The 13,145-nt window shown below is 45.8% G+C and carries 14 protein-coding genes; 4 read left to right on the plus strand and 10 right to left on the minus strand.

The window, feature by feature from the left end; all coding sequences use genetic code 11:
• Positions 1-68: 68 nt before the first annotated feature.
• Positions 69-242, minus strand: a complete 174-nt coding sequence (locus tag BMW79_RS33965) for a hypothetical protein (RefSeq protein ID WP_177192294.1) — start codon at positions 240-242, stop codon at positions 69-71.
• A gap of 11 nt (positions 243-253) precedes the next feature.
• A complete protein-coding gene (locus BMW79_RS33970; RefSeq protein WP_177192295.1) occupies positions 254-415 on the minus strand; it encodes a hypothetical protein in 162 nt (53 codons plus the stop codon).
• A gap of 254 nt (positions 416-669) precedes the next feature.
• On the opposite strand from BMW79_RS33970, the gene BMW79_RS23090 reads away from it, so the two are divergent.
• Both BMW79_RS23090 and BMW79_RS34345 read left to right on the plus strand, forming a co-directional pair.
• Entirely contained in the window at positions 670-3,771 is a 3,102-nt protein-coding gene (locus tag BMW79_RS23090; RefSeq protein ID WP_089898518.1) for a lantibiotic dehydratase, read from the plus strand.
• 33 nt (positions 3,772-3,804) lie between these two features.
• On the plus strand, positions 3,805-3,939 hold the full coding sequence (locus BMW79_RS34345) for a hypothetical protein (protein ID WP_262487490.1): 135 nt from the start codon (positions 3,805-3,807) through the stop codon (positions 3,937-3,939).
• 71 nt (positions 3,940-4,010) lie between these two features.
• Here the strand turns inward: BMW79_RS34345 and BMW79_RS23095 are convergent, their stop codons facing one another.
• The 5 genes from BMW79_RS23095 to BMW79_RS23115 all read right to left on the minus strand — a co-directional run bounded on the left by BMW79_RS23095 (position 4,011) and on the right by BMW79_RS23115 (position 7,507).
• Entirely contained in the window at positions 4,011-4,736 is a 726-nt protein-coding gene (locus BMW79_RS23095) for an SOS response-associated peptidase (protein WP_089898519.1), read from the minus strand.
• A gap of 11 nt (positions 4,737-4,747) precedes the next feature.
• Positions 4,748-5,239: a hypothetical protein gene (locus tag BMW79_RS23100; protein WP_089898521.1), complete on the minus strand. Its 492-nt coding sequence runs from the start codon at positions 5,237-5,239 to the stop codon at positions 4,748-4,750.
• A 172-nt stretch (positions 5,240-5,411) separates the two neighbouring features.
• Positions 5,412-5,969 (minus strand): lipocalin family protein, encoded by a 558-nt coding sequence (locus tag BMW79_RS23105; protein WP_089898522.1) that lies wholly within the window; start codon positions 5,967-5,969, stop codon positions 5,412-5,414.
• A gap of 219 nt (positions 5,970-6,188) precedes the next feature.
• Positions 6,189-6,815, minus strand: a complete 627-nt coding sequence (locus BMW79_RS23110) for a chloramphenicol acetyltransferase (protein WP_089898524.1) — start codon at positions 6,813-6,815, stop codon at positions 6,189-6,191.
• Entirely contained in the window at positions 6,812-7,507 is a 696-nt protein-coding gene (locus BMW79_RS23115) for an HAD family hydrolase (protein WP_089898526.1), read from the minus strand. The genes BMW79_RS23110 and BMW79_RS23115 overlap by 4 nt, the downstream gene beginning before the upstream one ends.
• Positions 7,508-7,587: 80 nt before the next feature.
• On the opposite strand from BMW79_RS23115, the gene BMW79_RS23120 reads away from it, so the two are divergent.
• Positions 7,588-8,238: a Crp/Fnr family transcriptional regulator gene (locus BMW79_RS23120; protein WP_089898528.1), complete on the plus strand. Its 651-nt coding sequence runs from the start codon at positions 7,588-7,590 to the stop codon at positions 8,236-8,238.
• Between the two features lie 40 nt (positions 8,239-8,278).
• Here BMW79_RS23120 and BMW79_RS23125 read toward each other — a convergent pair whose 3' ends face one another.
• Both BMW79_RS23125 and BMW79_RS23130 read right to left on the minus strand, forming a co-directional pair.
• Positions 8,279-9,682: a hypothetical protein gene (locus BMW79_RS23125; protein ID WP_177192296.1), complete on the minus strand. Its 1,404-nt coding sequence runs from the start codon at positions 9,680-9,682 to the stop codon at positions 8,279-8,281.
• 272 nt (positions 9,683-9,954) lie between these two features.
• Entirely contained in the window at positions 9,955-10,785 is an 831-nt protein-coding gene (locus BMW79_RS23130) for an ester cyclase (protein ID WP_177192297.1), read from the minus strand.
• A 168-nt stretch (positions 10,786-10,953) separates the two neighbouring features.
• Here BMW79_RS23130 and BMW79_RS23135 point away from each other — a divergent pair, with 168 nt between their 5' ends.
• Positions 10,954-12,027 carry a hypothetical protein gene (locus BMW79_RS23135; protein WP_089898532.1) on the plus strand — a complete coding sequence of 358 codons (1,074 nt, stop codon included), beginning with the start codon at positions 10,954-10,956 and terminating at the stop codon, positions 12,025-12,027.
• Between the two features lie 68 nt (positions 12,028-12,095).
• Here BMW79_RS23135 and BMW79_RS33975 read toward each other — a convergent pair whose 3' ends face one another.
• The gene (locus tag BMW79_RS33975; protein ID WP_177192298.1) at positions 12,096-12,779 is read right to left on the minus strand and encodes a collagen-like protein; all 684 of its coding nucleotides are present in this window, start codon (positions 12,777-12,779) and stop codon (positions 12,096-12,098) included.
• Positions 12,780-13,145: the final 366 nt, after the last annotated feature.

Below are 13,145 nucleotides of genomic sequence, written 5' to 3' on the forward strand. Positions count from 1 at the left end.
AATGGCAAAACATGTATTGCAGTCATGCATACATGTTTTGCCATACCTTAAGCTTCACCGTATTGAACTCAGAAAATACAGATGTCAGCACTGCAGTTTTTTGGACCCTGGCTAAGGCAGGTAATCTTTATGCTGGGCACGCAGGCGAGTGATTGCATAAATAGCGTTGCATCTGCATTTACTTTGCTGAGGTCGGCTACCTTGATTTTGCCAAGACTTAATTTCTTATCTGATTTTTTCATGGTCGTACAGTTTAGAAACAAGGTTCTTTTGAAATAGGAGGCGTACATTTCATAAACAGGCTGCAGCCGGTGTATGTAGGGGCTTTACCATCTGCCTGTTCCTGGCTGCTGATACTGAGTTTTGCCACTTTCAATTTACCAAGGGCCAGTTTTTTTACGGGTGTTTTTCTCATTTCGCAAATGTTTATGGTTGAAAAATAAATAGACAAATAAAGTTTGGCAGGTCGTTTAAAACAGGGTCTTAAAAAAATACGGGTTTTATAGATTACAGGATTGAGAATAAATGTAGGGAGAAAGTAAGAATATGCAACTCACGGAAAAACGTGATTTTTCAAAAGCAGGTTTAAACACAGATTTTACCGGTTTTACGGGATAGTTTACTGTCAGGGAACAAATTACCTTCCCGGTCTAATGTTGACCTTTCGCCATGATCAGAGCTGAAAATTTTTATATAGTCAGAACCCCGCTGTTGCCGGTGAATACCATTACGCAACTATTCCCGGTTTCAAAAGCTTCCCTTTCCCCGGTGATTAAAAATATTTTCCGGGATCCATATCTCCGGGAAGCCATCTATATTGCATCTCCTGAACTATACCAGGAATTGCAAAAGTGGCTGACTGATCCTGCGGAGGATGGAAAGGCAGCACAAAAACTGGCAGCTGCCTTATATCGTTACCTGTTGCGCATGAGCAGCCGCTGCACTCCCTATGGACTATTCGCGGGCTGCGCCACCGGTGCATTGGCAGATCATACGGCTATCCGGCTGGCAGATAAATACACCCATAAAAAACATAGCCGCCTTGATATGAACTACGTGGCTGAACTGGCCACCGCTATTACCGCTATACCGGGCATCAGGGCGCAATTGAACTATTACCCCAATAATTCTTTATACGCTGCCGGTACCCAATACCGGTATGCTGCCTATACGGTAAAAAACAAAATCCGGAACTATTACCTTACCGCAGTAAACGACAGCCCCTACTTAAAAAAAATGTTGCAGACAGCTGCAACCGGTGCCACGTTAACGGATATACGAGATAGTATTGTCAGTGAAGAAGCTGACATCAGCGAAGAAGAAGCCGCTGCTTTTACGGAAGAACTGCTACAGCATCAAATCCTGGTAAGTGAACTGGAGCCTGCTGTTACCGGTGAAGAGTTTTTTGTACACCTGGTAAAAAGGTTGAAGGAACTAAATGGTACCGAAGCGCTGACAGCCACGCTGGATGCTATTCAGCAAGGATTGCAGCAACAACAGTACACAAAGGTTCATCAATTGGTTAGCACGCTGCTTACTAACACCAGTAGCAAAGACCTGGTACAAACAGACCTGTTCGTATCTGCTACTGAAAATACCCTCAGTCATACCGTCATTAATGAACTGACCACGCAGGTGTCGCAGTTGTGGAAACTAGGCAGCCAGGAGCCTGACAATGATCTGGCGGCATTCTGCCGGGCATTCCGGCAGCGATACGAGGAGCAGGAGATGCCACTTGCGCTGGTGCTGGATGCAGAGGCAGGCATTGGCTATGGACCCGGTCACAACACCGACCATACGCCACTGGCAGACGATTTTCACCTATCGCCTCCAGACACCGGTGGGAGTCATCCCCGCACCCTGATGCAGGATTTCCAGCTGCACCTGTTACAGGAAAGTTTGTGGCAACAGAAAAAAGTGATCCTCCTTACCCGGGAGCAACTGGATACTTTTAAAGAGAAAGCCACACCGGCCCTTCCTGCCAGCATGTACCTGATGGGTAGTATTCTGAGCAACAGCGCTGAAGCCATCGACAACGGCGATTATCTCTTTGATATGAACGGCTGCAGCGGCCCATCTGCCGCCAACCTGTTGGGCAGGTTCTGCCACGGCGATGAAAAGCTGGCGACACATGTAAAAGCCTGTTTAAGGGAGGAAGAAGCAGGCGATCCGGAGAAAATCTATGCAGAAATCGTCCATCTCCCGGAATCCAGGACCGGCAACATCCTGATGCGACCACGGTTACGGGAACACGAAATTGTGTACCTCGCCAATAGTCAGACGCCGGAAGCGATGCAACTACCTCTCTCCGATCTGCTGGTAAGCGTACGCCAGAACAAAGTGGTAATGCGCTCCCGCAGGCTCAATAAAATCATTGTACCGCGTCTCAGTACCGCCCACAACTATAAACAGGGCCTGCCCGTTTATAAATTCCTGTGCGACCTGCAATACCAGGATTACCAAACCGGCATCGGCTGGCACTGGCAGCTTCCGGGGGATATTCCTTTCTACCCACGCGTGCAATATGGCAATATCATTCTCAGTAAAAGTACCTGGGTATTGCATAAAAAAAAGTACGCCGCATTAACCAAAGCGCCCGTAGAAGCGTATATGGACATCTTCCGGGAAATCCGCCACCAGCTGGCGCTTCCCCGGTACGTGTTGATCAGGGAAGGCGACAATGAACTACCCGCCGACCTGGAGAGCGAAGTAAGCGTACACCTGCTGGTGACACAACTCCTGAAAAAAGAACAGGTGACCTTACAGGAATTTCTCGCTACACCCGATATCTGCTGGATTAAAGGACCCGACGGGCTGCATACCCATGAACTGATTATACCGCTGAAAAATATATCTCCCGGAAAAAACAAAAGTACAGCCCCTGTTTTTACCAATACCACACAGCTACCAGCAAGAAAATTCTATACCGGCAGTGAATGGCTTTATGTAAAATTGTATGCAGGCACACGCAGTGCAGAAAACATCCTTAAAGAAAAACTGCTACCGCTTACGCAAAGCCTGCTGGAAGAAAAAGTCATTGATCAATGGTTCTTTATCCGGTACAGCGATCCCGATCATCATCTCCGGATCAGGTTTCATCATGCTGCCCATCCGCAATTCTGGAGTATCGTACTGCAACGGCTATACGATATATCAGGTAATGATGCATCAATTCAGCGGATCCAGACTGATACCTATGAGCGGGAAATAGAACGCTATGGCGGCGACACGATGCTTTTCAGTGAAGCATTGTTTCATCTCGACAGCGAATGTGTACTTGGTATCCTGCAGCTACTGGAAGAAGAAGAAGGCGAAAACTACCGCTGGCTGCTGGCGCTAAGAGGAATCCATATGCTGCTGGATGATTTTGGCTACACGTTATCCGCCAGATCAGGGTTACTACATATGCTGCAACAAAGTTTTTTTGAAGAACATGGCGGGGAGAAATCGTTGCTGCTTCAATTAAACAACAAATACCGCGAAGAGATGCGTAAAGTCAGCCAGATCCTTGATCCTGCGCAGGACAACGAACAGGGAATTGAAGCGGCGGTAGATTGCTTCCGTACAAGATCTGCCGGTATACAACGATTGCTATCGGGGATTACCCTGAAAAACCGCGACGAATTGCTCTGCAGTTATATTCATATGTTCCTGAACAGAATACTGTTATCTAACCAGCGCAAACAGGAACTGGTGCTCTATCATTTTCTCAGCAGGTATTACGCATCGCAGCTGGCGGTGTCTGCCAAAGCAGTAAAGGCTATGTTATAAAAATATTTTCTCATCAACTAAACACAAATTGCCATGAAAAAGAAAAATGAAAAGAAAATGAAACTGGGTGCGGTGAAAGTAACCCGTTTGAATGCAGTGCCAGTGGCGGCAGACAAGCACATCACCATTCCGACAACAACAGTACACAGAACATTTGACTGTTTGTAATGGCGGAATAAGCGGATTGCTTTACGTATTTGTAAAGCAATCCGCTCTTTTTTCCGAAAATAAGGTGTGATTTATTTATTCATCAATGGAGGCAGATCGGGGTAAAATGCTTCGGCAACATCCGGGTGCGAGGGTACCGTATTTACCGGCCAGTATTCCAGTTCTGCAGAAGGCAGCGAAAAGTTCAGGATCTCCTGGAGTTGAAAATCGGTCAGTTCCGGCGACAACCAACTTTCTGCAATACCTGGTGTAAGCATGAGCGGCATACGGTCTTCATCCGGCCCGCCGGTATGCAATTCTTTCAGGAGCGCATTCGCTTTCCTGGTGATGAGTGAAAAAGTGGGTATCTCACCAGCGGCCGTATCGGATAAGGTCCATAGTCCGGCGATAAAGAATAATTCCCGGCCTTTCTGCCGGATATAATAAGCAATTTTATTCTGACGGGAAGGCACCTGCCGGTATCCATAGAAACCTGATACGGGTATCAGGCAACGCTGGTGCCGGATAGTATTCCACCAGGAACCTGGATCCAGTATTTTATCTGCTGGTGCGTTGAGATATAATTTTCTTTCTTCCTGAACTTTCTCCGGCGTGTTCAGGCCTTTTGGAATAGGGCCCCAGGCAAAAGATGCCAATCCGGTTCCGTTGTTATTCAATACCACCGGCCATTCCGGAAAGGTGTCTGCATTTCCATGCCAGGAAGTATTCAGCAGCAAAGCTTCCGGGATGGGATTTAGCGTGGGCAGATACTGATAGAGTAACTCCGGGTTTACCCTGAGGGAAATATTATAACACATAGCAGGATAGTTTAGTGTTTTTCAATATCACTTAAAGGTAAGGTAATTTCTCCGGATGGGTTTACCAGCTTGAGCATCAGCTCGCCGTAGTGGAGATAAAGATCTGCGGCAATGGCTCCGTCTTTTACTTTCCAGCTGGTGTTTTGCTGCAGGTACGTTTTGAGCTTCGGTTGCAGTTTGGCGGCCCCTTTCCATTTCTTATCCTTCAACAAGGCGACATACACTTTATAGCCATCGGGTTGTGCGGCTGCAATCATCAGTTTTTCCCGGTCTTCCGGAATACTGATCTGGTATAAATGTTTACGATGATCTGCAGCAATGTGGGCCATATGTTCCTCTGCCGCCTTCAGATCATCGTAGTGTGTGATGAGAAATATTTCTTTGATATCTGTATCAAAATGATCTCTTCCACGAGGGTAGCTTTGTCTTACGAAAATGGTAAAACCATGCTTTTGTAAAGCCACTAATAATTCGGGAGATAAAAGTGCCAGTGGATTATGCATCGCTACCATTTAAAAACCATCTCAATATACTAAAATACTTAGCACCTGTTTAAAATAAAAAAGTCCTGATCACCACTACAGCATGGATCACAGGACTTTTTTACATTATTCATTTGCTTTCTGCAACAAAAATACTAATATTTTTAGTATTTCCAATTTATTTTTTACCTGCTTACGCTACATAGCTATCGTGCTTTGTCCAGATCAGATCATCCGTATGATAGCCCAGTTCTTCTGCTTTTGCCAGGAAGCGGGTTTTAATGGCTTCAGGAATTGTTCTGTTGCGGGAAAGGATCCAGATATAATTCAGGTTATTGCCAGCCACTAATGCGTGCTGGTATTTTTCATCGATGTCGATCACATTATAACCGGCATAAAAAGGGCCGAAGAAAGATACTTTCAGACGTGCTTCTTCGGGATTATCTACAAAGTCTGCTTTACCTATACTCTCCTTCCAGCGATAGGTCCGGGTATCATATCCCTTATTATCCACGGTAATCTGTCCATTTTCATTAATGGAATAAGTAGCAGAAACATTACTGAGATGACGTTCAAAACGATAATCCAGTCGCGCGATTTCATACCAGGTTCCCATAAACCGGTTTACATCAAAAGGCGAAACTGCTTTCGCCCCTTTCGGAATGGAAACTTTCGTGCTTTTAAAAAGAAAATAAGCAGCAGCGGCAGATGCAGCAGCGGCACCTAATATCAGCCAGTTTTTATTCTTCATAGTGCATGATTTTTTAATGGATATCCTGTAATATAACGGCCATTACAGCAAAAAGGTTGCCTGACCGGAAGTGCTTGCTGATTGCGGGTTACAAATGGGCGATACCTGCGGGGGTGTTGCAGTAACGCCACAAATTGACGCAGACTACACGCGTGCGGGAATGCAAAAGGCTGCCTTTAATACTATAAAAAAAGGGGCTTTCCGCCCCTTCCAATATGCTTACAACGCATCCATTTTCTGCTGGAATTTTTCCAGGAACTGTGCAACATCAAAACCATCCATCAATGCGTGATGCACATGCACAGAAACAGGCATCACCCTGCGGTCTCCCTTTTCTGTCATCTTGCCGAAAGAAATTTTTGGACAGCTGTCCTGGAAAGAAAAGCTCCGTGCGTGTGAGATAGCCGTAAAGTTGATCCAGGGCAGGGAGGAATAATGAATTACATTTTGCCCCGATACCGAAGGAACCAGTCCGGTTGCCGCGCGAACCCGGTCTGTTTCCGCTTTACTATTGCTTTCAAACGCATTGATATCTTCATAAAAATCCATGTACGCAAAACCAAAGGTGCCATCCGGACGATTGATAGTCGGCGATGCATCCACCCGGTCGTAGATCCACACTTCTTCCTCTATGATGCGATAGCGGAAAGGCGCTACCTCATTCGCGGCCGCCAGTGAAGTATGCAGATAGGTTAAAAAAAAGGAACGGCCACTGGCTTTCGCCTGCACATAGGCGGCGGTGCAGTCTATCTCCACTGTAACTCCAAAAAATGGTTCGTCGAACTGGCGGAAGAAATGAAACTGCTCTTTTCTTGCCCAGGTATCCAGGTTCAGTAATTGTTTCATGATATCAGATGTGGCAGAATATCTGCCATTGAATTAAATTGATAAAAACGCGGATCTTCAATGGTATGATCGATCTGCTCATGCACCCAGGTGGTGTGATACGGAATATGCACCGCATGCCCGCCCAGCGCCAGTACCGGCAGTACATCCGACTTCAGGGAATTACCCAGCATCAGGAAGGATTCCGGACGGCAATCCAGGTGTTTAAGTAATTTCAGATAGTCCTTTTCTTTTTTGTCGCTCATTATTTCAATGTGATGGAAATAATGCTCCAGGCCCGACTTCTTCAATTTACGTTCCTGGTCCAGTATATCACCTTTGGTAGCTACCACAAGACGGTATTTCCCGAACAGGGCTTTCAATACTTCCTCTACCCCATCCAATAATTCGATGTCTTTATTCAGCATTTCTTTGCCATACTCCAGCACCCGGTGAAATATCTCCGGGTTAGCCGTATTTTCAGATACCTGTAATACGGTTTCTATCATGCTGAGCATAAAACCTTTGATGCCATAACCGTATAACGATAAATTAGCCATTTCGGTTTTAAACAACTCCTGGGAAACGGTATGATGCGGCAGGTAATCTTCCAGCAGACTGCAAAAGCGGGCTTCTGTTTCCTGAAAATAAGGTTCGTTTACCCAGAGGGTATCATCTGCATCAAATGCGATGACTTTAATATCTGTAATCATTGTATTTTTACATTTTTCCGGATGCAAAAATAAACGGTAGCATCCTATTAAACGGGACAATTGTCCTACCCTGAAAGTATATGTTACGCACCAATCCTGCCTTTCTTCATTTCATAGAACAATTCACTGCCGGAAACGGCGGAGGCGAAAAAGTGGCGACCAGAAGCTTCCATACCGGCGCGAAATTGCTGCACCAGGGTGATACTACCAGTCATGTATATATCATCCGGGAAGGCATTACCAAATGCTACATCGCAGAGGATAACGGGAAAGACTATATTTTCGAATTCCTGGGAAAGGGAGAAATCACCGGGGAACTGGAAGGTATCGGGAAAGAGAAATGCCTTTGTAATATTGAGGCCATTACACCGGTAACTGCTTATGCCGTTCCGCTTGCCTTGTTTTCGTGGCTGTTATCCAACGATCTGTCGTTCAATAAGCTGCTACTGGAAGAAATGGCCATCCGGATCCGCAACACCTGTATACGCACTTCCTATCAGCGGTTATATCCGATAGAATACGCATTGCTCCGCTTATTGTCGCTGGAAGCGGAACAGGATATCGTGATACCGAAAAAAGATATGGCCGACTACCTCGGTATTACTATCCGGAGCTTCAACCGGACTTTAAAAGAGCTAAGAGCCAAAAACATCCTGGACCCACAGGGACTGAATATTGACCTCAGTAAAAAGCAACTGGAAGAGATTTTGCGCCGATTTGAAGAATTATAGTAAAAAGGCTGCTACCTTTTTACAGTAGCAGCCGGTATATCTATTTAAAAAGCCGCCATTCACTCAGCTGAAAATCCACACTGCCATTGGTGCTGGTTACATACACCGCATAATATTTATACGCAGTGGTATTCGCAATATTAAACTGCCTGGTCTGATTTCTCGCATTAAATGCCTGGTTGGTTTGTGTATCCAATACCGTCCAGCTGACACCATTATCGGAGCCTTTCAGCTGCCAGTTTTTCGGATCCCTGTCGGTGGCATCATTACCGGAAGTAAGGGTATATGATTTCACGGTTTGCCCGGTGGGGAATTGTAACTGCATCCGGAAATCAGCGGGTACGGTATTCACAAAAAATTTGCTGCCATACACGTTATCAATCAGTTTCAGGGAGCCTTCTGTGGCGGAGGCGCCGCTATTGTTTTCCTTACTTACCGTGAGTGTACCTGCTGCGGTCACATCATCCGAAGGATAAGTAATAGCAGCAAAATCTGTTCTGGCCTGTTTCAGCTGGGCGGTCCAGTCGTTGCCCTGTTCATCCTTATTACCGAAAGCAGTGATCGCCAGTTGCTTCAGGTCTTTATTGGCAGCGCCGCTCCAGTAATGTACAAACTCTCCGAAGTTAAGACCACGGCTGTATTCCGGGTAAGTAGTGATCCCGTTATTGAACGTTTGTTTTGGAAAATACTGCGCCAGTAACGTAAAGAATTTGTTCAGCGTAGCAGTGCCTCCATAGTTATGATAAATGGGATAAAACCAATCGCGGAACCAGTAGGTGCCGGCGCGGGGAAACGCATCCGTCTGTGTAACTTTCATATTATACCAGCGTGTAACATCGCTGCTGCGGCCCAGCGCCAGGTATACATCATACTGATAGATCTCCATCCATTTGCTGTCGTGCCAGATGCCAAAAGCCGGAGAGCCATGCACTCCTTTGGAAGCGCCCTCCACGATATGCCCTACTTCATGGGTAGTCAGATCAATATCATTGCCCGTACCGCTGATCCAGGCATTGGGATCAGAGGAGCCTACATCTATCACATTGCGGTAATCATGACTACCATCCATATACGTAGAAGGGTGTCCGCCGGAATATTTGCCGGCGTGCAGGATTACAAACAAACGGGAATCATCGCCAAAAGCGCTGTAAGTACTTTTAGTGTAGTTCCAAACCTGCGCCAGGTATGTAGAAGGCCAGGTAATGCTGCTGTTTACGTCGTTGTCGTAGTACACTGCCACACTGGTATCATAAAAAACGCGGTTTAGCAGTTGCTGGTGTTCAAACCAGTGTTCCTGCCAGGTGGCGGGTGGTGTGGCTAACACCTGTAAGTTGTTTTTCTGTCCGGCAACTGGTTGCAGCTGATTGTCACGACTGTTGTTTTTGCTACAGGCGGAGAGCATGCCCAGCACAAGCAAGGCTGGTGCAAACAATGAAGTTTTCATACTTGTTTTTTGTTTGATGAATAAATGAAAAGGGGATCCGGGTTTTCAGTTCATGGGCAATAGTATCCGGGATAAGCGGGTACTATTGGATTCAGTTTTGGTTGTTCAGGAATAGAAGTTAAGATAGTTTTTGAAAGGAACCTGTCAATGGAAATTAAACAATTGTAAATGGAAGTTAAAAGCGGTGTAAAGAACATGCGCTATACTCAAACGGCTTAGGCTACACGAAAATGGTATTTCGCGTAGCCTTCATAGAATCCCCTTCGTAATATTTACTCCGTTGCACGGCTATACAATCCCCTATCCATCACTATTCCCAGTCGTTTCAGCATCCCCGGCATATCAAAGCCCTCTTGTTGATAAAATGCCTGCACCTGTTCTTTTGCTTTGGCCACGGCGGCTTTACTTTCCCACTGCGCAATAGTAACATACACCAGGTTGCCTTGCTCATCAGGATGTTCGTAAGCGGCGTCGGTGATAAATCCTGGTAGCTTCCTGAGGAAGTGCCGGTTCACCGCTACCCTTTCTTTGAACTCGGTGATTCCTGCTGCCGGTACGATAAACTTATCAATAAACTGCACCTGCTCTTGCACCGGTGCGGTGGCAATATCTGCCGGTAACACCTCCAGTGCAGTTAAAAATCCAAGGCGGTCTGTCCGTATTTCCAGAGCGGTTACTTTACCATCCTGGCATTCATAAATAGCGATGCCGGTAAGGTCAATGGTTTTATGGGTAGCAGGAATGTTTTGAAAATCCGCCTGATGGGTACCATGCCAGGTCCATTTTACCATTACCTTATTGCCTTCTGCGATTATCTCCTGTAAGGTCCACCTGATATCCGGAAATGATTGTATGAGTGAGCGAACCGGGACTTCAAATCCTGCAGGTCCTTTTACGCCGGAGGGGCCGGTGTAGGTGGGTGCTATGTACTGAGATAAGGCAGTCAGATTCCGCTGGTTCATCGCATTTTCATACAATTCCCGGATCATTGTTTTATTCTTTTCCATCGTCGTTGTTTTTAATTCTTTTTGTTGTGAATATGATATGGCCGGCAGCAACAGTGCGGCGGAAAGCAGGTATACCTGGTATTGTGCTGTTTTCATCGTTTTCTTTTTACAAAAGTATCCCGGCGGCGAAACCTGGAATTGTAAAAAATCATTGATTTGCCGGTTATATCTTGTTGCCATTTTTTGAACGGATTATGGAATGCAGCAACTATCTGCATCCTTGCCTCGCACACGCATTATAAATCCCTTTAAACCTGATCACTCATGAAAAGTATCGTCCTGGTTTACTCCCTTTTACTGTTTGCGACCGGCCAATGCATTGCCTGCACTTGTGCCATGCTGCCACCATTAAAGGAATTATCCCAACTGGAACCATACCAGTTTATTGCCCGGGTGATGATCACCGATGATGGTGATACCGGAGCAGAAAACGCTCAAAACACTGGTGTACTCACATTCAACATCATTACCTTATTCAAGGGTCAACCCATCACACAACTTGTTGAGCATATGAAAAACAGTAGCTGCGATATGGGCATCAGCAAGGGGGAAGAATGGATCGTGTTTGCGAGAGAGGCAAACGGACAATTACATATCCAGCCTTGCGACCGGGATATCAGGTACCGTAGCAGCAACGGAGAAAGGGACTGGCGGTTCAAAAGCGGAATGGCCGAACTGGATAAGCTGGCTGAACTATACCGTCACCCGGCGCCTTTATATCCTGATGGTGTAAGAACACTATATTATCCCAACGGGCAAAAAGAGCTACAAGAAAACTACAGCCAGCAACAGTTGCAGGGAGCAAGAAAGCTCTGGTATGCCAATGGACAGCTGAGAGCCAGTGAATACTATACAAATGGCAAGCTGGAAGGCCTTACTGAATGGTGGTATGTTACCGGTCAGTTGGAAGAGGAAAGCAGGTACAGGTCAGGAAAACCTTATAACATACACCGGATGTATTATGATACCACACTCCTGCCGTATATGAAGAATTTACTGGTACCGATGATCTATGCGACTGAAGATTCGCTTGTGAACGAGTTTAAAAGGATACAGCCACAATATGAAACGGTATATTCTCCAGAGGGTATTCCACTGATCAACAGGGAATACCTGCGATCCGGGCAGATCCGCAGTGAATACCTGATGAATGAAAAAAATGATTCAGCCCTCCGTATTACTTATTTCGACAACGGCCAGATGTCTTCTTTTACACCACAGGTAAAATACCAGCCCACCGGTCGCTTTTACGAATTTAATAAAGACGGCTCTTTAAAAAGGTCGGGGGTATATGATGGTCAGGGAAATTACAAATGGGACCCTCCCGCCGGTAAATAGCGGAAGATCCTTCCGGGGATACAAAAAATGGGCTGGCGGAAATCAACCGTCAGCCCGATATAAATTAATTATTCCGGAATTTGCAGTGTGCGGCAAAGTTCCTCATAACTCATTTGCCTGTAGTTGGCCATACGGGCTCCTGCTACACCACCAGGGATGATCACATATCTCACCTGGTTTTCTGTAGAAGGAATACCGATGGGTACAATATCACAGATCACCCTGATCTTTCCCAGTGATATGCTTTGCTGGAACCGGTATTCCACATCTGTTCCGCCGTTATTGTAATAGGTAGCCGGCAGTAATTTTGCACCTGCTCCGTCCGGATCCGCTACAAATTTTGCATATACCATTACCACGCCTTTGTCCAGGATGTCCTGTGTTACACCAGCGGCGGTGATGTCAAAGTAAAAGGTCTTTTTACCGGAACCCGTTGATGTGGTAGATACCACCCATGGATTGGTTTTTACCCATTGGGAGTAAATCACGTTCGCTGAACCAGGTTCACCGGCAGGACCCGTTGGACCAGTAGGACCTGTGGGGCCGGCTGGACCACCCGGACCGGCGGGGCCGGAAGGACCGGCAGGACCTGTAGGACCAGCGGGACCGGCAGTGCCGTTGGTACCATTGGTGCCGTTGGTACCGTTTGTGCCATCCCGGCCCGCAGGACCAGGATCTCCCTTTTTGCACCCTGAAAATAAAATCAGGGAGAAGATTAACAATATGCCAGAAGCTTTTAGAACTGATTTCATAGTTCGGTTTAAAGGAATTTGAAAAATTGACTAAAATTCAGTTTTTTTTTGGTGATATACAACGTTGGTACCCGGGCGGGTGTACAATTCCACATCTAGATAACTTCAATACAAGATAGTCGATCCTTTTCATTTAACCATGCCCGTCATTGCCTTTATTTCCCTTCCTTATTTTCACACAATGACAGATTTATTACTCATTCAATAACGTAATCCCCGCAATAGACAGGATACAAAAAATACATATAAAACTTTAAAACACATTAATTTATAATCTATAAAAATGAAAAATTTCAAGTGAGATGCGTGATAAATCGCTATATTAGAAGCTTCAAAAAAGCTGTCAGGCAGACTTTTTGATATTAA

It is taken from the genome of Chitinophaga arvensicola, assembly GCF_900110835.1.
GTDB lineage: Bacteria > Bacteroidota > Bacteroidia > Chitinophagales > Chitinophagaceae > Chitinophaga > Chitinophaga arvensicola.